The sequence below is a fragment of the Acidianus ambivalens genome (genome assembly GCF_009729015.1).
In the GTDB taxonomy this organism is placed as follows: domain Archaea; phylum Thermoproteota; class Thermoprotei_A; order Sulfolobales; family Sulfolobaceae; genus Acidianus; species Acidianus ambivalens.
Genome location: NZ_CP045482.1, coordinates 747,440 through 773,070, shown reverse-complemented (window position 1 = coordinate 773,070; position 25,631 = coordinate 747,440). Strand labels below are relative to the sequence as shown.

Below are 25,631 nucleotides of genomic sequence, written 5' to 3'. Positions count from 1 at the left end.
AAATTTGTGCACAAATAAAGCTGATAGTAACTGAATTAATACTAAAGAATAAGTGAAAGAAATATAGACAAATTCAAAAAATAAAATAACTTAATTATCAATGGGCGGTAAAATTACTTTCTTCTTCTACTCATTATTATTGCTACTATTCCTATTATTATTGCTATTACTGCTAGACCTAGAGTTATGTAAATTAGCGTAGACAAACTAGTCTTTACAGATGTTAAGCTATTGTCTAAATTATTTATCGAACTCGATAAGCTGGTTTCGTTAGCCTTTACATTGGCATATAGATTTTCTAATTGATTCTCAAAATTGACTGTTACAGAAGATTTAGCATATAATCCGTCAGCCTGAATTGCCTCAACTTCAATAGCGTAGCTACCATCTGGATATTTAGTAGTATTCAGAGCATAACTAAAAGTTCCATTACCGCTAAACTCGGTAATTTCTTGTCCATTTAATAATACTAATACTTTACTTATATCCTGTCCTATTATATTAAACGAGATAGTATATACGCCAGTTAAGTTTTGGTTAGCTGTTGGAGAGATTATCTTTATTTCTGGTAATGCTGGGGATATATTGCTTATCTTAGAGTTCTCTATAGTTATCATTGAGTTTACTAGAGTAATTCCATCAACTGAAGAATCGACTAAGGTTATATTAGAATCATCTAGGTGCAGGTTACTACCAGAAGAGGATATTAGGGTTATGCTTGAATTTAAGAACTTTACATTAGTTAAATTACTACCAACTATGGTCACGTGACCTATTATTGTATCGTTTATTAGTACATCATTAGTTAAAGTTCCATTAGTAATTATTGTATCGTTTATTAGTGCAGAATTGTAAGTCTGGAAGCCGTCAACCGTCTTTCCTTCAATTGCAGTATAAGGTAAGACGTAAGTTATTCCTGCAAGAGTCGGTGAAGGAGAAGTAGAGTAACCGTTATACGTCTCACCGGTAATTAATATTCTGAAAGGTGCACCGTAATAGTTTAATCCTGCTAAGTAAGTTAGATTTCCAGGATATAACGTTGAGGGAAGTGTTACATTTCCTACCCATAGTCCTAGTTTAGCGTTATACCACAACGGTAACTCCACCATTATGCTTATCTGCGAGTATTCGAAGCATAAGGACTGAGGATATACTGTGGCAGAGTACATTCCATACTTTACTTCAGTACCATTTGGATAAGTAATGTTGGCGTAGACTGTTAGAGTCTGTCCCTCGAAGGAATAAGACTGTACTTTAACGTTAACAGTAGAAGGTTCTTGAACGTATATTTGACCATAGAAGCTTCCGTTAATGTATTGTCCCAGACTTAGGGAGAAGTAACTGGAGTGAAGTAATATTGTGTATAACCCTGGAGTAACGTCGCTGGGTACGTGTAATTCTCCAAAATAGATACCTTGGCAGTTCAAGAATATCTTTGCTGTGCTAACTACTTTACCTTCTGGGTTAACTAGTTCTGCAGTAACGTTTGAACCGTGTAACACTGCACAGTACTCCGGAATTCCTAAAGATGAAGAAGTAACTGTAGCTAGTATCGACGGTGGTTGTATTATACCTTGTATTATGATATTTTCCCCTGGGTAAACGCTTCCCGGCTCTTCAATCACCGGAGGTAATATAAATAGACCGAAAGGATATTCTCCTTGTAATGACACACCGTTAGTAAAAGCTACGTAACCGAAGGCGTTACCTACCATCATTAAATAATCTCCGGGAGTAAGTGACGGATATTTTCCTACCCAGGCTACAATGTTAGGCTTTATTTCAGTCTCCATAAGCGTTGTATTACCTACTAGAGTATAGGAGTTATTCAGTATACAGTACTTATATATTGAGATTAACAGAGTCGAGCAATTATACAACTGGCCTAATGCGTCAGTTACGTTTGCGACTATGAAGCATTCACAAGCTAATACTGGTACAAAAGTTTCCGGCAATAAGAACTGCACGAAGTAACCTGAGAAGACTTCGTCAACACCGTATCCTTTTACACCGTTAGATGAACCATACGCAGTTACCTCTAGTATTCCGTTAGCGTTTGAAGGTAAAGTTGTTGTTCCAATCCATAAGTTCGCACTAGGATTATAGGCTAAGGGCACGGTTGAAATGTTTCCTAAGATGTTACTTATTACTGCCGTGAAACTACCGGAGGTTACTTCAGTGCCGTTATAAGTTATGTTTGCCACAATTTCCACAGTTTGTCCGGGGAAGAACTGAGGTGGAACTAATCCAGTAGAGTTAAAAACCGCTACCTCAATTGATAACTCCTTCCCCTTCTTCATTGTCATGTTATAATAGTATGCAAATTCTCCAAGATTTAAAGTACCAAAGCCCGTGACCAAGTTATATCCATAAGTGGCAGTCCAAGGAATATTATAGCCAAAAGTTATAGGATTAAACACCTTTGAGTAAATCGTAGAATTTTCACCAAACATGTATATTACTGGATTCAAGTTACCTAGTTTTGTATGAGCATAATTCATTACTAGTGCTAATAATCCAGCAGTTAACGGAGAAGCTTCGCTAGTACCTCCAGTTATTCCGGTTACGTTACCTGGGAAGATAATGTATACTCCGGGATAGACGTTTGCGTTGGCTGAAATTGCTGGAGTAGTTTTACCTGCAGGATAAGTCGAAGGAGTTGGTATTCCCCATTCATAATAAGGCTTAGGCTCAATTACGCTAACTCCTCCGGTAGATCCTCCGAAGTTCACGTCGTCTGGTACGAAACCGTAATTGGACCAAGCTGTTTGTGTAGAGTTTCCGGGGAACTGTATATATGTAGTTGTTCCTCCTACTGATGTTACAAAAGGTGAAGATGACGGGTAAATTACACTACCTATAGGTCCGTTACTGTATCCTGAACCTCCTCCGTCTCCGCTTGCGGCTAAGAAAGTTATCCCCTCAGCAGATCCTAGAGCGTAATAAACGTCTGTTTCGTAAACGCACGTGTAAAACTCCTGTGCGTTAAACAGCGAGAATATTGACTCTGATATACCGAAGCTTTGAGACAAATCATCAACAATATCTTGATTTACTATGCAAGCAATTACTGCAGATAACGGTAAAGCTCCGTTGGCAATATATAATGTGATATTTGCCTTTGGAGCCATTGAATGAGCTACTTCAACGTCTAGGCTGATTTCTCCAGCCCATCCAGTAATTATTCCTTTGCTCGGGTCATATGGTCCAATGGGTATTACAGTAAAGTTTGTAGGAGGCAACCCTGTAACTTTATCGAAGTAAGCTAACTGCTGGAAAATGTATGGGTCTCCACAAAAGTCCAGAATTCCGATGTTATATCCTTGACCGTAGTCGTTCATTGCATAAAGTGCTGTTGCATTGTAAACCTTCTGCAATGCAGTAGGCCAATATGCTTCAATCGGTACAGTAATATTAGCTTGATCTGCTATCCTTGAGGCTAGAGACTGAATGTCTTTCTGAGTAATTAAGAACTGAGGATGAGCAAACAAGTCTGCGGTAAGGTTCTGTGAAACGATCGCAACTCCGGGAATCGTAGGAGTACCGTAAGATTCATAAAAAGTAAGGGTACCGTTTGTGTAAACTGCAAAATTCAAGCCTAAGTATTGGTGAATTTGTGAGACTGTACCTTCTGCAACAATTACCGAGTCCAGTGTAGTTAAAATTATCTTGAATCCGTCGGCCTTTAATTGATTTAATACTTCCTCATATTTCTCTGTAGGAAGGAATTGCTGAATCTGTGTCTTAGTTAGAAAATGATGATAAAGAGGTGATGAAGGATTAGATGTTTCTTCTGCATAATAGAATATCTTACAAGTGCACTTTAGTGGTATGTAGACTGTGAATAAGACTTCTTTATTCGGTTGTAGATTCCCTGCAAACTTAAATCCTGGAGGGGCAGTTGGTTGTGAATGCGTTATCGGTAGAAATTGAATTGTTGCAAAAATTAGGAGGGATAAAATTATTATAGATTTACTACGCATACAGTGTTTTTGGTACAAGATTATTTAAACGTTATGGTGAATTATTCATGGTGAGAAGAAATATATATAGAATTAATAAGACGATAGAAACAAAAATTATGTACCTTTTCTAGGTAATTCTGGAATAATTGGCTTACCATAAAATTTAACTCCTGAGGAAGTAAACTCTACCTTGATTAATTTACAGTCAGCAGGACAAGGCGTTTTAGAGTTAGGAGGCTTTATTAGTTCTCCAGTTATAAGGCTAAAGACTGCATGATGAAAAGGACATTCTATTTTATCGTCATTAATTTTATAACCTTCAGAGAGGATAGGTCTATTTTTGTGAGGGCAAACTGCAAGGAAAGAATACTCTTTTCCTTCTTTTTCGTATATCATTATAGGGTATTTTCCTTCATAAAGAATTGTCTTAATCACAAAATAATTAAGGATGTAAGTATTTAAATGTGCATTGTCTTCTCTTAGCCCAGTACGTAAACTAGAATTATTATCATTATGTATGCGATAATTACTGATGCAAGCACTGGAATAGTAGGAAACTTTCTCCTCTGTACGATGGTTTGAGGAACAGATTGCTTTAAAGGATATCCGCACCTTAAGCAATGAGTTGCATTTATTGGGTTTTCGAAACCGCACCTAGGGCAAACAATGACTTGAGGTTGTTGAAAAACGTAACCGCACCTTTGACACCTCGTTGCGTCTCCAGGATTAATATAACCGCAAACCGGACAAACTTTAACTAGAGGCTTCTCAGGAGGAGTTATAGGTGTAGAAGGTATAATGTGCGGTACGCTTTCAAAACCTAAATAATAACCGCATTTCTCACAGACGTATGCATTGTCCGGATTTAAATGACCACATCTTGGACAAGCTTTCATAGGTTTTTATTCACTTCTACTTATAAAACATTTATCGTAAGATTTAAAGCTATATACTTGATGGAGAAACTATTCCTTATGTATAAACTGGTAAATGATGAGTGGAGCAAGGCAGTTTCAGAATTATTCCAGATATTGTACACTTCTCTTAAGGACAAATTTGTCATGCTTATAGCCTTAGACGAGAACTCTTTCGTTTACGATAGTAATGTTTTGGTTGTTGTTGATAAGGTCGATGATGAGGTTAGGGATAGGGTTGCCGAGGCAGTAATTGAGGTTAATTCTCACCACAATTGTACAATAAGCTATTACCTAACTTCGAAGGACGATGTAAGCACTATAAGAGTTTTCTCTTCTGTAAAAGAGGAGAAGAAAGAAGATTGCGAAGACGCTTTTAAAGAATTTAAGGAAAAGGTAAAAAGCCTTGCACGTTACGTTATAAAGGCCGAGCTTTACGATAGTAATGTTTTGGTTGTTGTTGATAAGGTTGATGATGAGGTTAGGGATAGGGTTGCCGAGGCAGTAATTGAGGTTAATTCTCACCACGATTGCACAATAAGCTACTACTTGCTATCAAGTGAAGAATATGAGAAAATTCAAGGTACTATTAAAGGAAGCAAATGACGACCTTGAGAGAGGGAACTTGAATAAGGCAGTTTCGGCACTGTATTTCGCAGTTAGGAAAAGGTTGGAAGAAATTCTTCTCATTTTAAGGTACGAAGTACCTAGAAGAGATGATAAGTTAGCTAATGTATTAAAATATTTAGGTTATTCCGAGGAGAGCAGGATATTTATCGAACTTTATGAACTGAGGAAAAAGGCAGATTATTCCGAAGAAGTAATTAGTCCAGAAGAGGCAAAAAAGGCTTTTGAATACGCTACTAGAATACTTAAAACCCTGGAAAAGTTAGAAGAGAGAGTGAAATGAACAGTTACTTATTTGCAATCAACGGCTCTTCTATACATACTCTCTTACTGTCAATAGATGAAGAAAAGAGCGGTGACGCAACTTACTTCGTGTATTCTGGATTTCTAATAGAGAATGAAGAAGTTTCGTTACCTTTAGAAAATTACTATAATCTGCCGGCTTTCTCAACTGCTTATTACATTGCATCAAGGAAAAAGAAAGCTTACACTCTCCTAGAAAGGCATTATTATGAAGGAGCAGTCCCCCTTTATTTAATATTCAGAACTAACGACGAAAAGAAGGCTATGGAAAAAGCATTGAAGACTTTCAAGGATACTTTACTGATGATGGGCTTAGGGTTAATATTTAAGATTCCTTCATCTTACCTTGAGTTACTTTCAGCTAACTATGTGAAGTTGTTGAAGAAGTGGTTCTAAGAAAGGAAACCTAACAATGGAGCACCAGCTCAAAGTTACTAAAGAAATTGTTCTAAGATCTTGCGTAACTTTTTAACGTTCTCTGCATAAAATTTAACTTTATTTTCGTCCAGCCTTGTTTCATGAAAACCCTCCACGTGAAGAATCCAAGCGCTCTTCCATATATCCTTAATTTCAGGGTAAAATGTAGAAAGCTGTAGAGACGCATCAAACAGAAACTCAGATTTCCACCTATCTTCCTTTTTAACCTTAGATAAAACGTTAATATTCTCTCTATAGGATAGGAATTTTATTGCTTCTTCTGCTGCTTTGTAGAGTTTCTCTGATGCTTGTGCTGTGTCACCTTTCTTTAACAGCTCATCAGCCTCTTCCAAGAACTTTAATATATTCTCTATCTGCAATTTTAACCAACTCTTCAACGTCGTTCCTAAGGTCTTTCACTACTTCCTTACTTAGATTTACTGTAATGAGAGAAATTGCTGACGCCCAATAAATTGGTATTTTATCGTCCTTTAGTTTCTCTGAAATTAAAAACACTGCTTCAGTAAGAGATTTAGTATTAACAATTTCCAGGTTTAATTTTAGAATGAAGGACAAGAGTCTTATTGCTTCTTCTGCTGCTTTGTAGAGTTTCTCTGATGCTTGTGCTGTGTCACCTTTCTTTAACAGCTCATCAGCCTCTTCCAAGTAAATATCTGCAGAAGTTTTTAAGCTTAGCATCTCATTATATACTCCTTATTTCTAAATAATAAATGTGGTGAAAAGTGAAAGAAGCTTTTCTAATATTGGGAAAGGATCTGCTAAGGGTCACATGTAGTTATAGCGAATGCGAGTGGTTTATTCTGGATCAAAACTGTTCTTTAGAAATAGTAAACATTAAGCAGAAAGGGAAAATTAGAATTACCGGAAACGCTGAAAATTTACAAGTTATGAAAGTCCTCTTATCCTTTCTTCTCTCCGGTAAGGATCCAAATGATGCTATTTGCATTCAAAAAAGTGGAAGGACTGAATGTATAAAAGGCGACGAAGGAATAGGAATAATGGAAGGTAAATGGAGTGGTAGAATTTTCTTTAATGAAGAAGAATTAGAAAATTTTCTAAAAAATTTGAAAGAATAAGTATTATGGCATTTTTGTCAGCTCATTATTTTTTCTCACGTCTTTATTATTAATTCTCCTGCATTAACGTCCGCATTAATTTTTAATTTCTTTTCACCCTGCCTTATTGGAGGTAATTCTACGTGGCTTATATTACTCCTAACGTCATTTATTATTCCTACGTTCTCCGGCAAATCTAGTGTAAGTCTAATAGTGGAAGCGTTATTGTCTATATCCAGTATCCCTCCTGTTGGGAAATTAATTCTTCCCTTTATTGAACTTGCATCTGCATCAATTTCAGCTTTTTCACAGCTGGTTATGTTTATATTGGCATCAGAACCATCTGCATCTATTTCAACTTCCTTTACGTTAAGACTAACGTTAACGGCAGAGACGTTAATTTTCACGTCAAGTCTTTCTAGGTTAGGTAAACTTAATACTGCGTCACAGCCGTCAATTTCTAAGCTCATTTTTTCACCAAGGTTTATTTCTACGTCGTCTAATGAATGACACTCAACTTTCAAGTGAGGTTCACCCTGTACTATCGTTAAGTCACTTCCATCAACTTCTATTTCACAACTCTTCGGAGTTTGTATTGGGGAATCGAATACTGTAAATTTCTTATTATGTGTGGTATATATGTTGAATGGGAACTTAAGTGACTCTTGAATTGCCCTAGCAAAAGATTGCCCAATTAATCCTACATTAGATAATTTTGAAGAAATAGCTATAGAGCACTTAGGTGAGCAATCTATTACTCCTACGCTGTTAATCTCATCTATGACATCTTTCAGATCCTCAGGGTTTACAGAGTCGTCTATCTTTAATATTCCTACCCTAACTATCCTCAGCCTACTTTTGTTGTCCTTTAATGATTTCACAAGTTCTGGAGTTATTTCGTAAAATCCTAAATCCCTTACCTCTACCACGCTTGAGGAGAGGGCTCTTATAGCGGTGAGTTTTCTATTATGCCCTCTTCTTTTCTCCCCTCTACTTCCGTTATTATTTTATAAGCCTTTTTACCTTCCTCAGTGAGTATGTACTCGTCATTTACTTTGGTAATCAGATTACCCAGTTTTCTTATGTGGAAAGCTAAAGATGGGCTATCTAACCCTAATTCGTTCATTAGGTCTGAAAACCTGCCTTACCTTTTTCTCCTAAGATTTTAATTATCTTTCTCCTCGTTTCGTTTGCTATTGCTTCAAATATGTCCATACATGCTATTATGCGAATTTCACAATAACTAATATAACGGTTAACTCCCCGTTTATAATATTAAATATAAGTGAACATTGTCATCACTATATTTTTTACGGTTATAATATATGTAAATTCATTACAGTACTTATAGAAGTGCCTAAAGGAGTAAGTTACCTTGGCGATCTAAATATAACTATATATGTACATAAGATATGTCCCAGTTGTTCGTCAAATGCGGAAAGTAAGCAGGCTTATGAATATCATAATAGAGCCTTACTACAGCCTAATGAATATCCCTTAGTACTCCTGAAGGACGAGATTAGTAGATTATTAAGAGAATAATTTTTTTATTTATATTTAGTAAAAATTATTATAATTTTTTTAAAGTATTTAATCATATTCTTGAGCATCTTCTCTTAATATCACGGATAGAAAGTCTTTCAAAAGTAATATGATTACTATATACTATATTATTTTAACTTTCTATTACAGCGAATGAAAAAGACATGATTAAGGCCAACGTTGTTAATTCACCTTTGAAACCAACGTTACAAAACTTTTTGGCTATTTCTCGTAGGTTATGCAGGAATAAGAAGAAGGAGATATTATTAGTTGGTTTAATCAAGAAATTCTAGCAGAAGTTCATAGTGAAAATTAAGAAGTGCTTGTTTTACCCGGCTAAAAGTAGTTTATTATGAAACACGTATAGGCTAATAATCTGCGTTAAAAATGTTTAAATTAACGTTGATTCTATTAAACAAGAGATTCTTGTCAATAAAATAAAATCCTTTTAGATATTTGCTGAGTTACACTTTCCAAGTATTTTACATTTTAAATAGTAACAATGTTACCTATTTATTAAGCAATAACCTTCTGTTAAGGCTATGTCAAAGGAATAATGTTAAAAGTAATAATTGGTAAAGATAATACTATGCATATCCCGCATATCGTAGGCGTGATAATAGGTTTTCTAATAGCTTGGATAATAATTTCAATCCCTGTATGGCTGGCATCGAAGCTTTTCAGTAGTGAGTCGTCCTTCCCTAGAGCTATGGCCGCATCACTGCTCTCTATTATAGTATTTGCAATTATTGTTGCAATATTCGCTTTTATAGCCTCGGTTATTAATAATCCTTTTGTATTGCCAATAGGTTTTATAATAGGCTTAATAGGCATTTTAGGAGTTTATAAGGCAATCTTTGACGTGGGATGGTTAGGAGCACTAGGAATTGCGATACTTGCTTTCATAATATCCATTGTAATTGACATTATATTGGCAGCAGTGGGATTAGGAGCGTTCACACTAATACACTTATTGCACATTAAGATTTAATTTATAAGATAAACAGTTTTAATAACTATTAAGATTCTAAGGCAAAAAGAAGTATATATCTATTTTCAATCAATCTAAAATTCAGATATTTTTATAGTACTATTTAGTCTTAACTCCTTTATACAACTGTTAATTATTTTTAATTCTAAATATCTCGTTTTTATAATTTGTATTTTTATATAGTATTAGTGATTTATTGATGATCTCCTCGGCTGATGACTGCAGTATAGAAGTGTTTCCCTCTACAAAGGTTGACTTGGAGAAGATACGCCATGAGTAAACCTAATTGATATTATCTTAGTGCTTTATCGTTCTCTTATTTAAGCATATTTTTAAATAAAAATTTTTAAACTCTTTTACCATATCAAAATTGGTTATAGTAAAGGTTTGCCCAAGGTGTGGGTATCAATTTCCTCAACAATCTATGAATCTCTCATTTAACGGATTTTCTTTAGATGAGAAACGCATGATACCAGTAATATTAACTAATAAGGAATTAATTATTAAGGACACTTCAATACCCCTATCATCAATAATTAACGTTAATTTAGTAGAGATATCAAAAAGGAGCACTTGGAGAATAGTGGCAGGAATCTTCATGTTTATTATAGCATCTATGGACATTATTCTTGCAACTAGCAGTTGATGCAATAGCGGTTGTACAATAGATTTAAATATTGTCTTTCTAACTAACACCTTTTACCGTAATATGTATTCGGTTCTTGGAAATAAACTAAGATGGACTCAGAATTATTTCTCTCACTAAATGTGAAATCTACTCCCTTTAGGGTTATTGGTTTACTTTCTAATTCAGTAGCTATTGGTTGAGGGTTAACTATTTTATAACCTTTTACCTCTAAGTTTATTCCAGTATATTACGTCGTTACACTTACCACAGTATCTATGTACTTCTTACTTAGAAAATCTTTAGTATTTTCCTCATTTGCGAACTATTTAGTGTGAAAATAAACCTCTATTTCATAAAATTTATAAGCCCTCAATTCTTCATTTAGTTTCTTATTTAATATAAAAACCTTCTTTCTCACATTATCTTCCGTTATCCACTATTTTACTAAATCCATAATTATCCTATTATGCTCACATTTTCCTTCCAGTTCTTCCTTCTCATAATACGCAATAAAAACACAGTTTGAGAGTACTAACCCAGCTTTAAAAATTGATTTTGTCTTTGTGGTTTTCTCTGATGTTAGTTCTTATAGCCGAGTTAGTACTCTTTTATTTTATATTTACGCTTTTAATCTAGTATTCAATTTATAAAAATAGACTATATTTTCCATAAGTTCATAGTAGAGTTTAGATATATATTAGTTATAATAACGGAAAATCTCTGCAGTTAATAAAGTCATTTAGCTTTGAATACTATCCTTAGATAGAAAATAGTGTTGATGGCTAAAACATTCTATAGTTGTGTTTAAGATGACGATATGCAATCTAAATGAAGGATGTTTTGAAAACCTTATGTTTACAAGGTTTAATACGTTACTCACATAAGAAATAATATACTACATAAAATATTCCGAAAAATATATAAACCACTAAATGAGCAGAGATGTGTGGATTAAAATGTTACCGTTAGTTATATATTCTATATCTGCGGCCATAAGTAATTTAGAGACAGATTTTATCAACGCAATTCCATCAATAATATTATTTATAATAACGGTTATTATAGGATACGTAATAGCAGTGGTAGTCTCTGACGTAGTAGCTAGAGTGTTATATAATTTATCTGCAAGTTATCCAGAATTAAGAATTGGAACTGGGCTAATTGCAGGAACAGTAAAAGCGCTTATAATTTTAATAGCGTTAGCAATAGCTTTCTCCTTATTGAACTTAGGTCCCGCAAGTGTGTATATAGGCTTTATTGTTAGATATTTACCTTACCTGGCAGGTGCAATATTACTATTAACCCTTGGTATATCGCTGGTTAATTTGTTCACAGACTTTGCGAATAGACAAATTGGTCAGACAGATCCTTTTGCAAATGTTATAATCCAAGTGTTAAGACTCGGCCTATACGCTGTTATTATTACTGTTGCCACAGAGTTAGCAATATTCTTCTGGATTCCTTCAATAAACTCCTACCTATTCTACGGCATTATCATAGGTTCAATTATACTCTTATTTAGCTTCACCATAACCGGTAAAGCAATTGACGAAATATCTAAGGCACATCCTGAAACTGCTAGCGTATTAGGTTATGCAAGGTTAGTATTATATGCGGTCTTTATCTTAATAGCAATAGGAATTATTGTTCAACCGTTTAGTAACGTGACTGCAATAATTCAGACATTTGCATGGGGATTAGCAATAGCCTTTGCTATAATAATAATACCACTTGTCTACGCACTAGCTAAGAAAATAATCCAATAATAAGGTTTAAGTTATTTTCTTTTTATTCAAATAATTAATGTATATTTTCTAGAATATGGAGATTAATCTTGTGTAATCTTTATTGCCTATTTGAGTCTTCTTTTAATTAATTAAAACTATCTTTATATTACAATAAAATTATTTATCTAAAAATAATATTTAAAAAAAATAACTTGGAGTATTCATTATGAAATTCATTACTTGATTATAAATTGTAATAGCTTCATTAGTAACCTGAGGTTTTACAGCTTGAATATTCTTATTCATTTCGTGTCTTTAATGCATATTTATTCCCATGCCTATTAGTCCTCCAGGGTTAAAACCTGACTCGGAAATTGAGACTCAAGCAGTATGTTTTAGAGATAATTTATCTGAACGGAGCTTTAATTCGTATTCAATAAACGTTCCTGTGGTCTTTCCATTAACGTTTTCTTGCCTTGAACCTTAATTCCGCCTCCAAACATTTCCTTCTTATTAACTGAATAACCGCAGCTCTGTAATATTTGGCTCACAAAATTTACTGTTTGATCGTATTTATTTCTACTAAAATTTGGTATTTCTTCTTTTTTCTCTATAAATGCTACTGTTTCTCCTTCTTTTTCGAAAGATATTATATTAAATTTTTAGAGCATATTTATAAACTTTGTGCTCTAGATATTGGAAGGTTTTCTATTTTATACTTTGATTTTGTAACATGTAAATAATTATAGATAATATACTTAAGAAATAAAGTAATAGAATTAATGTTTAATTAAGAATTCTCAATTTTATGTCTTGTTTCTATCTATTAATAAGAATCTATATTATTAGAAATACATAACATAATACGTTATAAAATTCTTCATATATAAAGTTGACTTATATTTTATAATTATAAATAAGACCGTAATATATATTTGTAATAGACTAAACCTTCCTATTAATATTCGCTGGCTCAACGTAAAACTTGTTCTCCCATAGTATTCTGAAAATTGTTCCAAATTACGTAAATTTTTTAATAATTATACAATAATTTACTAGAACAAGGGTGCAGAAAAGTTAGGACTAAATATAGGCTAATGTTTCCAATGTACCTCTCCAAGTACTGGTGGTATATTTTGAGAAACTAAATAATTTGGTGAAACATTACATTGCAAATGAATTAGTGGTTAAGTATAATAGAATTGGTAGGAGCAAGTCGTTTTCTGAGCTGGTTGAAATTTTAGGTCTTAAGCTAATAGAAGTAAAATAAATTATGAATCTTCAGTTGAGTTAAAAGTTAGTTATGCATCACTATTGAGGAAAACTGAAGAATCCCACAAAGCAGCTGTAAGCGATTTAGTTTCTCATTATTCAGCAGGAGCTTAGTTATATTCCTTGAGTAATAACGACTATTTAAAGCAGGAGTCTAAGCTGTAGAGAGTTAACAGTTCAAAGCCACATACAAATTGAATGAAACTGTATTATAATGATTAACAGAAAAACTTACTCTTCATACTGTATATATGCTGTTATAATTTACTTCAAAATACTGTAAGATCCATATTCTACAAATCTAATCGCGTGAAGTATAAGATATACATCACATGTAAATTTTACTTTATACTTCTTCAATATAACCTTCTAAATTGATAGAAAATAGGGTTAGATTCGAAATTGAGACGAATTTCGAGGAGAGATGGCTAATTATTTCTACTTGATCAGCAGTAACAGTAAATTAAGTTTAAATTTATAGTCTACAGAGGCAATTACGTAAGCTTTACATAATGACGCTGTTCGAGAACTTTGACTAATATAATAATTTAAATAAATTGAATTTTATTATATGAAAGCGTTTAGAGTGCGTTTCATTATACATATTATCTTACCTATAGTTTAATTTTTTTGTAAATATATAATAAATTTTAATAAAAAATCTGTCAATTGCTACAAAAAAGCTTATATATTAATTCCTAATACGTTCAATTATGGAACAAAGTTCGTTAATTGAAGGAGTGTCAAAACTAAGAAGCGGTTCCTTGCTAGAAATAGTAACGTCAATATTAATAATCATAACAGTGACGTCTATTCTTTCAGTAATCGCCATAGGTGCAGCAGGAGTATTTGTTATGCTAGTAATATTTCTTATAGCAATATTAACTGATATCTTAGGAATACTTAGGATAAGAAAGGGATTTTCAATATTAAACACTGCAGGTCTAGGAACGGGAATAGGCTCTATCGGTGCATTATTAATATTGCTAGGGCCTTTATTAGAATTCATAGCAGTAATCCTTTTAATACCTGCAGCATTATCTGGAAATATATTATATTCTATGGGGTCTTTTACTGGATTAAATATAGTCGGTGAAGTGATAGGTTTTATAGGCTTAATATTGCTTATAATAGGCTTCTATAAGGTAGGTAATTATTTCAATAATGGTACAGTAAAGATAGGCTCTATTTTACTAATATTAGGAATAATAGGCTTCATAATATTATACTTAGGGTTAGGAAGCGTATTAAATTCATTAAAGTCGGGTACTCTCCCTGGAAGTACTACTGGAGCTACTGTAATCCCTTCACAAGCAAGTGTTTATCAACAAGGTCAGGGAACTATTAGTGGTGGCACTGCGTATATTACATTATACGCTACTGCTCCAGTAGGAATTTCTTATGCCTCAATACAAGGTACCAATTATTATGCAACGCAATCTTCAATATCTCCTCAACAGCTATCTCAGGGAATTAACCGAGTTGTGATAAACTTCGGTAATATTTCATTAACTCCAGGGATGCAGTATACTATAAGAATAGGATTATCTAACGGAACTGCAGTTGATGCAACTGTAGTCGCGCAATAAAAGATTTTATTCTTTTTTCAAAATTTAAAATTATTAGTTTATTTTAGCTAATATTTTATACCGTAATAGGCGTTAGGCTTTTGAAAGATAACTGAAAGAGAGACTTTTTTGTCAAAAGGGATTGTGTTCCATTAAGTTCTATTGGCTTATCTTTTACAGTTATGGCTAAGACTGGGGATTAAGTAATTTATATTCAGTTTATAAACTATTTCATCACTTCTAGTACTTACCAGAGTTTCTATATCTTCTTTGGATAAAAGGTCTCTAGTATTTTCTTTATTGGAAAATCATTTCGAATAAATATGGAAATACATCTCTATATCATAAAATCTGTAAGCCTCTAATTTCTCGTTAAGCTTTCTGTTTAGAACTAAAATCTTCTTAAGATTCCATCTTCAGTTATGTATTTTTCAGTAATCCAGCTAGTAATGATAATTTTCTTATCTCCTTACTTTTATTATATAATAATATTCAACTAAATTAGCATCAGGGAAAATGTAGATAATGATATTGGCGTTAATTCCTTAATCTCTCTTGTAAAGAATTTTTCCTTATAGTGTCTAGCGTAATTTTCCGAAATTCCGTAAATTTCGTTAGTCAAGAGAGTAAGTTATCTTCCTAATATTATTTTTCATTGTGTAATCCCTATAATTCTTCTAATAACCCTTCCTAGCTGAGTTGTTTATTAAGAATTTTCTCAAAATTTGCATAGGAAAATTCAATCTACAAAGCGCAATTGGCAAAAAGTTTATGATTTAAATAGATGGAAAAGAATTTAATGGATAACGATTTATCAAACTGACGTGCTATGTAGTATTTTAATTGAAATCTTGATTATAATTTCTTCATCTATTGTCGAAACTCCAAATCTTTTGTGCGTATTATTCTTAATTACTTCTAAATATCGTCGTGATATATGTATCAATGACCTCCCTACCGTTTATGTGATTATGAGAGGAGCTTGATAGGTAGGGTAGTCACGTTTCCAATTAAGCCATTGGCAGGATTAGACGCACTAGAGTTAGCAACATACCATTATCTTAGCCAGTAATTTATTCCGATGTAAGTGCTAGGGCCTTGGAATGGTATAAACAAAGTGACCTTATTACCTTCTTTTTTAAGTATCCCATCTTTAAGTTCGCTTTTTTCTCCACCTATATACCTAATTATAGGCTTTATATTATACATCTCATAACCTTCTATTTCAACCGAAATTTCAACGTTAAGGTGAACTGTTTTCGAGTCTGTAAAAATGTTAGTTTCAATATCGTTTTTGGAAAAGAAATCTTCAGCTAGCTTCTTGTTAGTTAAGAAATTCGAGTATACGTGATAGTACTGTTCTGTTAAATAAGATTTATATGCTTCTAATTTTTCATATAATTTTTTATTCACTTTAAATACCTTTTTCCTATGTAAGTTATTCTCCATTATCTCTCCTTCAGTAATCCAAGTGTCCAATTTTACTTCTCTCTTCTCTTGTTTATCTATTAATTTATAATAATAATCAATTAAAACAGAATCTGGAAAGAAAGGTGAAAGGTAACTCGCATCTAATATATCAGTATGCGAAGTTCTGAAGTATTCCGCTTTATAATACCTTATATAGTGCCCAGATATACCGTACTTTTCCATTGCTTTAACCTTATAGATTATCAAATCAAAATCATCAATGTTATAGCCTTTAGACTTAAGTATCCTTTTTATATCATCATACATTTTTAATCACTTCTATACCATAAACATTTGGTCTAGCGTTTATCCAAGTAAATGAATTTTTCACAGGATACTTAGTTTCCCTTCTATAAGCCTCATAATGTATTGAATAAGGATCAGAAATTATAGGATAGAACTCTCCTTTATCATAATATATAGTAAGGTTTAATGTATGCAAAAGTAAACTAAAAGCTAAATAGCCCTTAAATTTCCAAAGTTTAAATCCTTATTCTAAAACTAGGATTTTCTTTTTCATAATCATTAATCTCTTCCTTAACTTTTACTGCTTGACCATCTAAGAAAACTTCTCCAATAGCTTCTTTACTCCCGTAACCGTATTTTCCTATAAAGGTACAAGAATTTTCATCAACTATTACTTCGAGCTTACGTAACCACGGTTTAGATATTACGTAATATCTTCCCATTTTCTTAGCAACACCAAGGGTAATTAGGAGTTTGTATAAATCTCGTCTATAATTTTTCACATTTATATATTTAAGATAAAAATTTATAAGTTCTGATGAGAATATATCTAACTAAATAGCGATTTATTTAATTTTTATTGCTCAAATTATATAAAGATTAATGAATATAGAATACAAGAAATTCTTAAACACAAAACGATCACAAATCCTTTATTGCATTGCATATCGATAAAGTAATGAATTGCAGATTACAATTGTTATATTCCTAAAGTTTCTAATTTTAACCAGAAAATCCATTATCAGATGTATATCCTCAAAACTTCTTCCGGATAATTAATTTCCTTACTCTCTCTTCAAGTCTTGTTACCGCACTATCTTCCAGAATTATCATAGTTTATACGCATTATGTTATAGTTCGTTTACGCTAACATGTTACTCCTTAAGAAGACTGAATATAAACAGATCCTTTCTTTAAATCTTCTTTTAAAGTAAAATTTATTGTATACTTAAACTCTCCTAGTCCATTTGAAGATATGTATGAATAATTTTCAATACTATGAACCAAGTATTTGGAATTTAAGTTATAGCCCAACTGTCTTAGTCCTTCAACCTCTTACATATTATTAAGTTTATAATTAAGAATTCACCTCGAATAAAAAAGTTAACCAATAAAAATTAATTAATGTTCGTGCCGTCTATTCTACTTAAATCTATTCAGAAATTTGTATGAATAAATGTAAATCCTTTATATAAATTAAAATATAAAGCAATATTTAACTATTTCTACAATTTACGGGAAAATACTACATAATATCTCATTTAACACTCGAAAGAATTAAAACTTATTATAAGTTTCCCATATATTTCTGATCAATTTTAATGTACAATATATACTAAAAATTTTTATCTAACCCATAGTATAAGATTATAAATATTTTATTTTATGCATACGGATATATTACTAGATTTATCTAGAACTATTATTATAGTTTTAAATTTTATTACTTTTAATATTGAATTTCTTATTATTTCAATTTCGTGAAATATTGCTTCTGGGATGCTTATAATTATTTCCTTATCTTCCACATTTTTAGGTAAAACGAAATTAAAGAATTTCTCATAATTTGATATTATTGACCTAGGTATCTCCTTATAATAAAGGCATTCCTCGTTTATTATCTTCTTTCTTTCCATATGCGTACATACTTTATTATATTATAAATATGTTGTAATGAATAGATTAATCGATATAAATACATTTAAATAGAAGAATTAACTGCAATATTCTGATGTAATACCTTTTTATTCTTGATCGTCAAAGTAATACTCATGAAGGTAATAGAGTCATTATACGACAGATCAATGAGTGAGCACGGATTATTTGCTAAAGACGTTCTAGACGAGATTATCCCTAAACTTAAGGCTAACGCTCACTATTTTAGGAGTAAAGGAAGCATATTCTCTTTGGCACCATCGAATAAATATATTTGGACAATGAGAATAAACCTAAAACCGTTTTATGTTATACTGTGCAAGTATAGATATACTTACTGGACTCTTCCAGATTTAGAGCTTAAAATGATTGATTGCTATAGATTAAAAGGTGAAGTTGAGAACTACTTCAAGGAGAAGTTTTACCTGGTAATTGAAGAGTAAAGAATTGAAGGCTAGGCGAACATTAAGAGAATTAACTCTTACTCCTTTTATATATTATTTGTAAAATCTTTCCTTATAATCTCTTAGTATCTTAAAAGAAAGAGAATCCATCTCCTCTTCTCCCACAAAAGGAAGTATAATTTCGTCCTCTTTTAAATACACGATGTACTTTATTTTTTCATTAAGGAATTTTACGTTTTCTATTAACTCCTTATTATTACAATGATAAAAATTGTTCAGAAGATCTTCAATGCATTTTACATATCTTTTAAGGAAATTAATGCAATCAACTTCTATTTCATCTCCGTTCAATATTGATTTATTTTTTATTTTAATGCAGGTTATCTTATCATTAAGGGAAAACGATGAATATTCCGAAGACAATTGAATGTCTAGAAAACCTGCTGAAGTTGCAAAGCCTTTCTCGAAAATTTTTCCTTCTCTAGTTATTCCTACAAGAATTGGTTCCATATGATATGTTTTCGTTCAAGGTTAAATAGGGTTGCTAGATGAGTATTAAATAGAGGCTTATAATGTTTATAATAAATCACATTAAAAAGGAATTTATCTTTAGATTGTCGTTAAGGATCTTCAAGTTTAATTCTCTTTATTCCCAAACTATCGTAAATATGATCAAGGTAATTATTTTTCCGCATGAAAAAAAGAAGCGTGAAAGGCATCGAATACCTTTTTTAACTAGCAGCCCTCTCATCAAAGATTCTTGTTATTTCCATAATCAATATAGTAATTTGGTCAAGAGAGAATTTCTTTGATATTAGTAATATTTCAATAAAAGTTGCTATATACGTCGATACATCATTTTTGTATTTCTGTAAGAGCAATGAAGCTTTTCTCTTTAGCTAATCTTCATCTTTTATTATAGTAAGGAATCTGTGTAATCCAATTTCCTTTTTAGCCTCCTCTAAGGCCTTCTTTTTCAATTCCTCGATACTTAAGTAACTTTTTCCCTCTAGAACCTCAATAGGATCTTTAACTCTAGGAACTAATATAATTCCTTCTGCAATACAGAAATGTAAAACTCATCTACATTAATTCCTAATTTCTTTGGGTAAATAAAGCCCACCTTTTTATCTAATTTAACTAACACCACCTGGTGGGAAAAAATAAAGATTTTTCCACTTTTGAAGCAAATAATTACTACTGTTTATAATAAAATGACGTCATTTGCATTAGTCTTCTGTTGACGATGACGACAGCATCTCCTTAATTTCCAGATAGAAGAAACCTAGGACTATCCAGCCCAAGAAGATATTTATCATTATTGGAGAGAATCCCGTAAATGAGTATATAAGCACCGCAATGCTAACTAAAGTTGCTAATATTCCTATACTTAATTCCCACCAGTGTTTTTTAGCTCTCTTTGCGGTAATCCTTACTAAGGATAAATCTGCTGAAGAATGTATGAATAAGTTAAATATACCCGCCAAACCTCCTAGTATGACGAAAACTCCATATAATCCCATAAAGTTCGTAAGTGCTACCACTGCAGAAGTGAATATTCCTGCTATCAAGATTTCAGCGTATAAGGGCTTTCCTTTTATGTCCTTAGCCAGAATTGAAGGAAATACCTTATCCTCTGACATAGCCTTTAAAGTTCTCGAATTTGCGAGAATATAGCTCATTCCACCCAGTGTTCCATCATTTAATGCTATAAAACCTAGGATTACTGCACCAACTATCCCGAAGTCGCTTAATAAATACTGAACTAAGTTCCCTGTAAAGTCTAATGCTCCTAAGGAGTAAAAGAAAAACGTTGCTAAAAGGCCTCCGTAAAATACTACTGCAACTGCAACTTTTCCTATACTCTTTGAAGATGCGTCGTAACCTAACGGTGCTATCGAACCGTAGCCTGTAGGAATTCCTAGACCAAAAACTACTGCCTCAAAAAGTGAGGGAGATAAATTGACAGTAAAAGGATTATAAAAGTGCCATCCTGAATCTCTCAAGAAGAATATTGCCAGGCTAACGAGAGCTATCATTTCTGCAGTTGACATAATCATTGCGTACTTTGCTGATGCCCTAACTCCTGCAATCACTAATCCTGAAGCTAGCCCACTAACTATTAATGCCAATAACCATTGATTAAGCAATATACTAGGTGTAAAAGGTAACATTCTAAGTATAGAGTATAATACGTAAGCTCCGCCTGCTAGCAAGGTACCCCCGTAAGATAATGCATAGGCTAAATAAACCCAACCGGTGCTTGTGCCAAGTCGTTCAGTTAATGCGTAATATGCGTAAGTATAGTAACCTCCTCCCCTCTTAAACCTACTACTTAGCCTATTTATTACTATTCCGTTTAATGCAACGACCGCAGTAGCAATCAACATTGCAAAAGCTCCCTGAGTTCCAACTAACGATATCATTACTGTACCGAAGGTTAGTAGAGAAATAAAAGGAGCTTGACCTCCAAAGGATAGGAAAAATAAGTCTGAAGTTGAAAGTTTGCTCTTGGCTCTGCTTTTGTTAATCTCTACTGGCTTTTGGTCGTTCATTATACAATAATCACGGAGGAAAATTATAAGACTTACTTGTATTGTAATTTTGATAAAATAATATCACGGATATAAAAGAAAGGATAATTAAATTGCTCTTACTTTTATAATAATAGATCTAGAAGAGAGTAAGAATTATTAAGGTTCTTTCTAAATTTTATTTAATGCTAATTCAAACTTCCTCTGATGTATTATTATCAATTGCCGACGATCTTCTTTCTAAGGGTGACGTTGTTCAAGCTTCGGAAAAGTATTATAAGGCTGCTGAAGAAGCAATAAAACTCCTAACAGTAAACTTAGGATTAAAGGATATTCTTAATATTGCTAAGGAAAGTGGCTGGGACTTAGCGACTTTACATAAAGCTGTTGTAGAAATATGTAAAAAATTGAATAATGAGGATATATTTGAGTATTGGGAATCTGCAATAGTATTACTTACCGTAGAGAATTTAAGTTTAGATGTAGTTAAAGATGAGGCAGAAAACGTGAGGAAACTTGTTAAAATCAGCGACGAAATTGCAAATAGAGAACTGGATAAAAGAAGCTGATGATCTTCTTTCTAAGGGTGACGTTGTTCAAGCTTCGGAAAAGTATTATAAGGCTGCTGAAGAAGCAATAAAGTTTTTATCAATAAGGAAAAATCTTAGCATATTAAGAACCGTGGAGAATCAAAAAAGATGGACTTCTTCTATACTATTTGAGGCCGCAAAGAACTTAGGAGGAGAAGTATACAAGATCTGGCATTCTGCTTGGTATTTGCACGTTTTTGGATTTCATGAAATGGTACTAGATAAAAGTGATGTGGAAAAGATTTCTATGAAAGTGAAGAAAATATGGTCTCTTATATAGGTAAAACTAGACTATCTAACTATAGTAGAAAAATTCTATAAGATTGTGCGTAAATGTAATAGTAAAATGATGAACCGTGTTTCAGCTGAGGTGTGAAGAAAATCGCTGTGCTGATAATGGTGTTATTAATTTAAAGTTAGTCGTAAATAATCATTCATGAGCGAGCTAATAGAAAAGGGAAAGCAAAGCTTTACTGCAGGAGATGACGCAATAAATAAGGGATATTATTGGTTAGCTTGCTTTCTTTTTCATCAATCCGTTGAGTTAGCAATTAAAGGCCTCCTAGAGATAACTAGGAATGAACATCCTTATACTCACAACCTCGTAGAGCTATTAAAATATTTTAATCCTCCAGACGATATTTTAACTTGTGCAATGAACTTGAACCCTCATTATATTTCCTCTAGGTATTCCTTAATGTCCTTTTACTCCAGAAATGACGCTTTAAATTGTAAGAAGAACGCTGAGGTGATTTTGAAATGGTTGAAGATCTTCTGAAGAGAATAAACGAGGAATACGAAAGGAAGTTCAGCGATTTCCTTAAGAAATTAATAAGTTCTTACCCTGATTCAACCATAGTATTATTTGGTAGTAGAGCTAGGGGAAAGAATAGGCCTAACAGTGATTTTGATATAATAGTATTTGTGAGCTGTGAAAACCCTTTGCATAAGAGTATTGAAATTTACCAAACTACTAGACCCTACTTCCCAGTAGATATTATAGTGATGAAACCAGAGGAAGTTAACGATAACAATTTGAAGTTGACTCACATGTTTTATTATGGTTATAAGATCTTATACGACGGCCTGAATTTAAAGGAGAAAATTGAAAGAATGATGAAGGAGAACGTTAATAAGTTGAAGGATATAATAATTTACGACGATCCTAAGTATAAGAGTTAAAAGAATGTGAGATGTTAGAACTTCAAATTAAAAAGATCTAAATTCCTATTATGGAAATAAACCAATCAGGATTTCATTTTTTCTAATTTCCAGTCTGCTTCTCAAGTATTAGTTCGGCAATCTTACAGAATAAAAGTCTTGGAAAAGTTTTGAATGTGAGGAGTTTATAACTATTGAATGGTAGAATATCTTATATATCGATAGAGCTAGTAGATAAGGTATAGGAGAACTAAGGTTTTGAGTTCAGGGAAAGTATAAAACGAAATTAATGAAAGAAATCTTGGAATAATACCTAGTTAGACATAAAATTTCTAAGAAAGCTTGTTTAATTTAATATTTATCTGATTATCTCATCAACAAAAATTACATTTAGTTCTGCTTTAAAAGGCTCAATTTCTTTTTCCCTTCTAAATAAGGTTGATAAATCTAGCACTTTAGCTGTTGCAATACTGCTCGCATCAGCTAACGATATAGGATATTTACACTTTATCTTATAAACTTCTCCTTTTACCCTGGAAAACGGGAATATTGTAAAATAACCCGAAGATTTAAGCATATTTTCAACCTCTTCTGCATTCTTTTCTCCGTTTTTCCTACAAATTACGTATTTTATTTCCTCAACGTTTAACTCATTTATTACTACTTCGTCCAGCTTATCTTCTATGTACTTTTCCAATTTTTTACCTTTATTGCTTCCGGACAATATGTCCCAGACTCAAACACCATACTTCTCTTTTTCACGCTCAATTTCCTTTCTCCTCTCTTCTTCAAGCTCTTCCGCAGAAAGGTTAGGTAAGATTCCTACTAAACTCCTTAAAATCTCTGGGTTCTTCTTTCTATAAAGAGAAAGTAAGAACTCTATTACGTCGTTAAAGTCTACTTTTTCTCCTCTCTCTATCTGTAATTCACCCATGATTTTGATTAATTCCCTTTTTACTTCTTTTGATACTCTAATTGTTTCTGACATCACTTTGTTACTTTGTTACAAAGTATATAAGACTTAATCTAGAATTATCTGCTGTAAGTTTCAAATTTGGAATAATTGCTTATAAAGAGAATATTAAAATAATTAATCCACAATATTTAATAGAGGCCTTTGGGGAAATAAGGAATACCTTATTAGAAGTATTATACTAATGAAGTGAGGAAATACTAACTTATATTAATACGGACATAGGAAGAAAATTAATGATAAACCACTAAAACTACGGTGAGAGGAAAATTGATAGAACTGAGAAAAGTTTTGGTGTTTAGATCTTTATTTATGATAGCAGACATATCCACGGGTTATTTTCTATTATGGAGATTAATGGGAATAATAGGGCTTACTCTAACTTTCACTTTCTTTATGATATCTGAATTTATATCTCCTCATATAGGTTTACTGGTTTCTCCTTTTGTAGATAAATATAAAAAAGATAAATTTCAATTATTGAGAGTTTCTTATATTATAGATATGATGTTATTTATTATTTTATATCCATTATTTCTTTATCTCTATGTCGTAAAAGATCTCTTCCTTATAGTATTTACTGTTGGTATGATAGCCAGTACTTTCATTAAATCCGTAGAATATAAAATATTAGGTGTAACAGTTAGATATTTAATAAAAGACTATAGGAACGAAGTTTATTCAATAAGAAAATACGGCTTATTAACGAGAGCTATTGGAACAATTTTAGGAACTTCTTTATTGTCGCTAAATATAACGGAAAATCTCACTGTAATTTTAATTTTGTATCTAATAGGCCTAAGATTATTATCTAATATTAACATAGATGGAGAAATAAAAACGAGAGCTCAGAAGGTTCATTTATACTTATTTTAAGAAAATCATTACATAAAGTAATTAAAAACGACGTGCTAAGAAAGATAATAGTTAGTAATATAGCTTATTCTTTGCCCAACGCATTATTTAGTCTATTTTTTGTATATCTAATTTATTATTCCTTTCATTTGCCTCCGATTTTAATAGGTTTATTAACAGTAACCTCCATTTCTGGAAGATTAATAGGAAATAAATTAGCTAGAATAACTAATATTACTAGGAAAAGCAATTGGATATTATACCTAATATACATTATACCAGACTTTCTAATCGGAGTTTTCTTATTCTTAACAAATGTTCAGTATCTTCCTTTGATATATCTAGTGTTTTTTATAAATGGAATTTTAGGCAGTGTTGTAGGATATTATTATTCTCTAGCAAAATACAAATTAATTCCTAAAGATGTGTATGCGACGTCCAGCTCCGTAATTTCAGTCATATCTTCAATATTTGACTATATTTTTACAGTGGTTAGCTCAATAATTATCTCCTTAATCTCTTATCAAGGGGCTATATTAATGTCCTTGATTCTCTTCATAGGTCTAGATACTTACTTTGTACCGTTCTTTGTAAACGTAATAAAATCTATAGAAACTGATAGTGAGAAATAGTTTATGACTAAATTACAAATGTATTTCTTTATTAACGTGAATATCACCTTACTATGTAGTGTGACCTCTATTCTCCATGT

Annotated in this window: 31 protein-coding genes; 15 read left to right on the top strand and 16 right to left on the bottom strand. The window is 32.3% G+C overall.

The window, feature by feature from the left end; all coding sequences use genetic code 11:
- Positions 1 to 113 precede the first annotated feature (113 nt).
- From D1866_RS04610 to D1866_RS13080, 3 genes are all read right to left on the bottom strand, one after another.
- Positions 114 to 3,983, bottom strand: coding sequence for a protease pro-enzyme activation domain-containing protein (locus tag D1866_RS04610; protein WP_152942485.1), 3,870 nt, complete (start codon positions 3,981 to 3,983; stop codon positions 114 to 116).
- Positions 3,984 to 4,079: 96 nt separating this feature from the next.
- A complete protein-coding gene (locus D1866_RS04605; protein WP_152943018.1) occupies positions 4,080 to 4,361 on the bottom strand; it encodes a Rieske (2Fe-2S) protein in 282 nt (93 codons plus the stop codon).
- 83 nt (positions 4,362 to 4,444) lie between these two features.
- The gene (locus D1866_RS13080; protein WP_152942487.1) at positions 4,445 to 4,861 is read right to left on the bottom strand and encodes a double zinc ribbon domain-containing protein; all 417 of its coding nucleotides are present in this window, start codon (positions 4,859 to 4,861) and stop codon (positions 4,445 to 4,447) included.
- Positions 4,862 to 4,939: 78 nt separating this feature from the next.
- Here D1866_RS13080 and D1866_RS04595 point away from each other — a divergent pair, with 78 nt between their 5' ends.
- From D1866_RS04595 to D1866_RS04585, 3 genes are read left to right on the top strand one after another with little or no spacing between them, the layout of a single operon-like run.
- Positions 4,940 to 5,485, top strand: a complete 546-nt coding sequence (locus D1866_RS04595; RefSeq protein WP_152942489.1) for a hypothetical protein — start codon at positions 4,940 to 4,942, stop codon at positions 5,483 to 5,485.
- Positions 5,448 to 5,789, top strand: a complete 342-nt coding sequence (locus D1866_RS04590; RefSeq protein ID WP_152942492.1) for a HEPN domain-containing protein — start codon at positions 5,448 to 5,450, stop codon at positions 5,787 to 5,789. The genes D1866_RS04595 and D1866_RS04590 overlap by 38 nt, the downstream gene beginning before the upstream one ends.
- Positions 5,786 to 6,205 (top strand): hypothetical protein, encoded by a 420-nt coding sequence (locus tag D1866_RS04585; RefSeq protein WP_152942494.1) that lies wholly within the window; start codon positions 5,786 to 5,788, stop codon positions 6,203 to 6,205. The genes D1866_RS04590 and D1866_RS04585 overlap by 4 nt, the downstream gene beginning before the upstream one ends.
- Before the next feature lie 38 nt (positions 6,206 to 6,243).
- On the opposite strand, the gene D1866_RS04580 is transcribed toward D1866_RS04585, so the two are convergent.
- Both D1866_RS04580 and D1866_RS04575 read right to left on the bottom strand, forming a co-directional pair.
- The gene (locus D1866_RS04580) at positions 6,244 to 6,600 is read right to left on the bottom strand and encodes a PaREP1 family protein (protein WP_420809233.1); all 357 of its coding nucleotides are present in this window, start codon (positions 6,598 to 6,600) and stop codon (positions 6,244 to 6,246) included.
- Positions 6,566 to 6,925: a PaREP1 family protein gene (locus D1866_RS04575; RefSeq protein WP_152942498.1), complete on the bottom strand. Its 360-nt coding sequence runs from the start codon at positions 6,923 to 6,925 to the stop codon at positions 6,566 to 6,568. The genes D1866_RS04580 and D1866_RS04575 overlap by 35 nt, the downstream gene beginning before the upstream one ends.
- A gap of 44 nt (positions 6,926 to 6,969) precedes the next feature.
- Here D1866_RS04575 and D1866_RS04570 point away from each other — a divergent pair, with 44 nt between their 5' ends.
- Positions 6,970 to 7,323, top strand: a complete 354-nt coding sequence (locus tag D1866_RS04570; protein ID WP_152942500.1) for a hypothetical protein — start codon at positions 6,970 to 6,972, stop codon at positions 7,321 to 7,323.
- Between the two features lie 35 nt (positions 7,324 to 7,358).
- Here the strand turns inward: D1866_RS04570 and D1866_RS04565 are convergent, their stop codons facing one another.
- Both D1866_RS04565 and D1866_RS04560 read right to left on the bottom strand, forming a co-directional pair.
- Positions 7,359 to 8,231 (bottom strand): hypothetical protein, encoded by an 873-nt coding sequence (locus D1866_RS04565; RefSeq protein WP_152942502.1) that lies wholly within the window; start codon positions 8,229 to 8,231, stop codon positions 7,359 to 7,361.
- A gap of 17 nt (positions 8,232 to 8,248) precedes the next feature.
- On the bottom strand, positions 8,249 to 8,428 hold the full coding sequence (locus D1866_RS04560; RefSeq protein ID WP_152942504.1) for a hypothetical protein: 180 nt from the start codon (positions 8,426 to 8,428) through the stop codon (positions 8,249 to 8,251).
- 972 nt (positions 8,429 to 9,400) lie between these two features.
- On the opposite strand from D1866_RS04560, the gene D1866_RS04555 reads away from it, so the two are divergent.
- From D1866_RS04555 to D1866_RS04540, 4 genes are all read left to right on the top strand, one after another.
- Positions 9,401 to 9,835: a hypothetical protein gene (locus D1866_RS04555; protein ID WP_231136411.1), complete on the top strand. Its 435-nt coding sequence runs from the start codon at positions 9,401 to 9,403 to the stop codon at positions 9,833 to 9,835.
- Between the two features lie 370 nt (positions 9,836 to 10,205).
- Positions 10,206 to 10,481, top strand: coding sequence for a hypothetical protein (locus D1866_RS04550; RefSeq protein WP_152942506.1), 276 nt, complete (start codon positions 10,206 to 10,208; stop codon positions 10,479 to 10,481).
- A 938-nt stretch (positions 10,482 to 11,419) separates the two neighbouring features.
- A complete protein-coding gene (locus D1866_RS04545; RefSeq protein WP_152942508.1) occupies positions 11,420 to 12,229 on the top strand; it encodes a mechanosensitive ion channel family protein in 810 nt (269 codons plus the stop codon).
- Positions 12,230 to 14,175: 1,946 nt separating this feature from the next.
- The gene (locus D1866_RS04540) at positions 14,176 to 15,051 is read left to right on the top strand and encodes a DUF973 family protein (RefSeq protein ID WP_152942510.1); all 876 of its coding nucleotides are present in this window, start codon (positions 14,176 to 14,178) and stop codon (positions 15,049 to 15,051) included.
- 475 nt (positions 15,052 to 15,526) lie between these two features.
- On the opposite strand, the gene D1866_RS13650 is transcribed toward D1866_RS04540, so the two are convergent.
- From D1866_RS13650 to D1866_RS04520, 5 genes are all read right to left on the bottom strand, one after another.
- On the bottom strand, positions 15,527 to 15,652 hold the full coding sequence (locus D1866_RS13650; RefSeq protein ID WP_269199648.1) for a hypothetical protein: 126 nt from the start codon (positions 15,650 to 15,652) through the stop codon (positions 15,527 to 15,529).
- A 434-nt stretch (positions 15,653 to 16,086) separates the two neighbouring features.
- Positions 16,087 to 16,767, bottom strand: a complete 681-nt coding sequence (locus tag D1866_RS04535) for a hypothetical protein (RefSeq protein WP_152942512.1) — start codon at positions 16,765 to 16,767, stop codon at positions 16,087 to 16,089.
- The gene (locus D1866_RS04530; protein ID WP_152942514.1) at positions 16,760 to 16,942 is read right to left on the bottom strand and encodes a hypothetical protein; all 183 of its coding nucleotides are present in this window, start codon (positions 16,940 to 16,942) and stop codon (positions 16,760 to 16,762) included. The genes D1866_RS04535 and D1866_RS04530 overlap by 8 nt, the downstream gene beginning before the upstream one ends.
- Positions 16,943 to 16,982: 40 nt before the next feature.
- Positions 16,983 to 17,249, bottom strand: a complete 267-nt coding sequence (locus D1866_RS04525) for a hypothetical protein (RefSeq protein WP_152942516.1) — start codon at positions 17,247 to 17,249, stop codon at positions 16,983 to 16,985.
- A gap of 876 nt (positions 17,250 to 18,125) precedes the next feature.
- Positions 18,126 to 18,383 carry a DUF4898 domain-containing protein gene (locus tag D1866_RS04520; RefSeq protein WP_152942518.1) on the bottom strand — a complete coding sequence of 86 codons (258 nt, stop codon included), beginning with the start codon at positions 18,381 to 18,383 and terminating at the stop codon, positions 18,126 to 18,128.
- A 135-nt stretch (positions 18,384 to 18,518) separates the two neighbouring features.
- Here D1866_RS04520 and D1866_RS04515 point away from each other — a divergent pair, with 135 nt between their 5' ends.
- On the top strand, positions 18,519 to 18,845 hold the full coding sequence (locus D1866_RS04515; protein WP_152942520.1) for a hypothetical protein: 327 nt from the start codon (positions 18,519 to 18,521) through the stop codon (positions 18,843 to 18,845).
- Between the two features lie 54 nt (positions 18,846 to 18,899).
- On the opposite strand, the gene D1866_RS04510 is transcribed toward D1866_RS04515, so the two are convergent.
- Both D1866_RS04510 and D1866_RS04505 read right to left on the bottom strand, forming a co-directional pair.
- Positions 18,900 to 19,316, bottom strand: a complete 417-nt coding sequence (locus D1866_RS04510; RefSeq protein ID WP_152942522.1) for a hypothetical protein — start codon at positions 19,314 to 19,316, stop codon at positions 18,900 to 18,902.
- A gap of 719 nt (positions 19,317 to 20,035) precedes the next feature.
- Positions 20,036 to 21,361 carry an APC family permease gene (locus D1866_RS04505; protein ID WP_152942524.1) on the bottom strand — a complete coding sequence of 442 codons (1,326 nt, stop codon included), beginning with the start codon at positions 21,359 to 21,361 and terminating at the stop codon, positions 20,036 to 20,038.
- A 164-nt stretch (positions 21,362 to 21,525) separates the two neighbouring features.
- Here D1866_RS04505 and D1866_RS04500 point away from each other — a divergent pair, with 164 nt between their 5' ends.
- The 4 genes from D1866_RS04500 to D1866_RS04485 all read left to right on the top strand — a co-directional run bounded on the left by D1866_RS04500 (position 21,526) and on the right by D1866_RS04485 (position 23,112).
- The gene (locus D1866_RS04500) at positions 21,526 to 21,909 is read left to right on the top strand and encodes a PaREP1 family protein (protein ID WP_152942526.1); all 384 of its coding nucleotides are present in this window, start codon (positions 21,526 to 21,528) and stop codon (positions 21,907 to 21,909) included.
- Entirely contained in the window at positions 21,878 to 22,210 is a 333-nt protein-coding gene (locus D1866_RS04495) for a PaREP1 family protein (protein WP_152942528.1), read from the top strand. Before D1866_RS04500 ends, D1866_RS04495 begins: the two co-directional genes overlap by 32 nt.
- A gap of 156 nt (positions 22,211 to 22,366) precedes the next feature.
- On the top strand, positions 22,367 to 22,708 hold the full coding sequence (locus D1866_RS04490) for a HEPN domain-containing protein (RefSeq protein WP_152942530.1): 342 nt from the start codon (positions 22,367 to 22,369) through the stop codon (positions 22,706 to 22,708).
- Positions 22,690 to 23,112: a nucleotidyltransferase domain-containing protein gene (locus D1866_RS04485; protein ID WP_152942532.1), complete on the top strand. Its 423-nt coding sequence runs from the start codon at positions 22,690 to 22,692 to the stop codon at positions 23,110 to 23,112. Before D1866_RS04490 ends, D1866_RS04485 begins: the two co-directional genes overlap by 19 nt.
- Positions 23,113 to 23,449: 337 nt before the next feature.
- Here D1866_RS04485 and D1866_RS04480 read toward each other — a convergent pair whose 3' ends face one another.
- Positions 23,450 to 23,815 carry a PIN domain-containing protein gene (locus tag D1866_RS04480; protein ID WP_152942534.1) on the bottom strand — a complete coding sequence of 122 codons (366 nt, stop codon included), beginning with the start codon at positions 23,813 to 23,815 and terminating at the stop codon, positions 23,450 to 23,452.
- A 12-nt stretch (positions 23,816 to 23,827) separates the two neighbouring features.
- Positions 23,828 to 24,079: an antitoxin VapB family protein gene (locus D1866_RS04475; protein WP_152942537.1), complete on the bottom strand. Its 252-nt coding sequence runs from the start codon at positions 24,077 to 24,079 to the stop codon at positions 23,828 to 23,830.
- Between the two features lie 297 nt (positions 24,080 to 24,376).
- On the opposite strand from D1866_RS04475, the gene D1866_RS04470 reads away from it, so the two are divergent.
- Together D1866_RS04470 and D1866_RS04465 are read left to right on the top strand one after the other, a co-directional pair.
- Entirely contained in the window at positions 24,377 to 24,940 is a 564-nt protein-coding gene (locus D1866_RS04470) for a hypothetical protein (protein ID WP_152942539.1), read from the top strand.
- Positions 24,941 to 24,972: 32 nt separating this feature from the next.
- Positions 24,973 to 25,551, top strand: coding sequence for a hypothetical protein (locus D1866_RS04465; RefSeq protein WP_152942541.1), 579 nt, complete (start codon positions 24,973 to 24,975; stop codon positions 25,549 to 25,551).
- Positions 25,552 to 25,631 lie beyond the last annotated feature (80 nt).

What these genes read in the sequence shown, in the direction of transcription:
- D1866_RS04605 (WP_152943018.1), bottom strand. Translation starts at nt 4,361, where the DNA reads ATGATATACGAAAAAGAAGGAAAAGAGTATTCTTTCCTTGCAGTTTGC.
- D1866_RS04610 (WP_152942485.1), bottom strand. Translation starts at nt 3,983, where the DNA reads ATGCGTAGTAAATCTATAATAATTTTATCCCTCCTAATTTTTGCAACA.
- D1866_RS04475 (WP_152942537.1), bottom strand. Translation starts at nt 24,079, where the DNA reads ATGTCAGAAACAATTAGAGTATCAAAAGAAGTAAAAAGGGAATTAATC.
- D1866_RS04510 (WP_152942522.1), bottom strand. Translation starts at nt 19,316, where the DNA reads ATGGAACCAATTCTTGTAGGAATAACTAGAGAAGGAAAAATTTTCGAG.
- D1866_RS04535 (WP_152942512.1), bottom strand. Translation starts at nt 16,767, where the DNA reads ATGTATGATGATATAAAAAGGATACTTAAGTCTAAAGGCTATAACATT.
- D1866_RS04555 (WP_231136411.1), top strand. Translation starts at nt 9,401, where the DNA reads ATGTTAAAAGTAATAATTGGTAAAGATAATACTATGCATATCCCGCAT.
- D1866_RS04505 (WP_152942524.1), bottom strand. Translation starts at nt 21,361, where the DNA reads ATGAACGACCAAAAGCCAGTAGAGATTAACAAAAGCAGAGCCAAGAGC.
- D1866_RS04520 (WP_152942518.1), bottom strand. Translation starts at nt 18,383, where the DNA reads ATGGAAAGAAAGAAGATAATAAACGAGGAATGCCTTTATTATAAGGAG.
- D1866_RS04595 (WP_152942489.1), top strand. Translation starts at nt 4,940, where the DNA reads ATGTATAAACTGGTAAATGATGAGTGGAGCAAGGCAGTTTCAGAATTA.
- D1866_RS04590 (WP_152942492.1), top strand. Translation starts at nt 5,448, where the DNA reads ATGAGAAAATTCAAGGTACTATTAAAGGAAGCAAATGACGACCTTGAG.
- D1866_RS04575 (WP_152942498.1), bottom strand. Translation starts at nt 6,925, where the DNA reads ATGCTAAGCTTAAAAACTTCTGCAGATATTTACTTGGAAGAGGCTGAT.
- D1866_RS04540 (WP_152942510.1), top strand. Translation starts at nt 14,176, where the DNA reads ATGGAACAAAGTTCGTTAATTGAAGGAGTGTCAAAACTAAGAAGCGGT.
- D1866_RS04470 (WP_152942539.1), top strand. Translation starts at nt 24,377, where the DNA reads ATGATAGCAGACATATCCACGGGTTATTTTCTATTATGGAGATTAATG.
- D1866_RS04490 (WP_152942530.1), top strand. Translation starts at nt 22,367, where the DNA reads ATGAGCGAGCTAATAGAAAAGGGAAAGCAAAGCTTTACTGCAGGAGAT.
- D1866_RS04485 (WP_152942532.1), top strand. Translation starts at nt 22,690, where the DNA reads ATGGTTGAAGATCTTCTGAAGAGAATAAACGAGGAATACGAAAGGAAG.
- D1866_RS04500 (WP_152942526.1), top strand. Translation starts at nt 21,526, where the DNA reads ATGCTAATTCAAACTTCCTCTGATGTATTATTATCAATTGCCGACGAT.
- D1866_RS04560 (WP_152942504.1), bottom strand. Translation starts at nt 8,428, where the DNA reads ATGAACGAATTAGGGTTAGATAGCCCATCTTTAGCTTTCCACATAAGA.
- D1866_RS04515 (WP_152942520.1), top strand. Translation starts at nt 18,519, where the DNA reads ATGAAGGTAATAGAGTCATTATACGACAGATCAATGAGTGAGCACGGA.
- D1866_RS04585 (WP_152942494.1), top strand. Translation starts at nt 5,786, where the DNA reads ATGAACAGTTACTTATTTGCAATCAACGGCTCTTCTATACATACTCTC.
- D1866_RS13080 (WP_152942487.1), bottom strand. Translation starts at nt 4,861, where the DNA reads ATGAAAGCTTGTCCAAGATGTGGTCATTTAAATCCGGACAATGCATAC.
- D1866_RS04545 (WP_152942508.1), top strand. Translation starts at nt 11,420, where the DNA reads ATGTTACCGTTAGTTATATATTCTATATCTGCGGCCATAAGTAATTTA.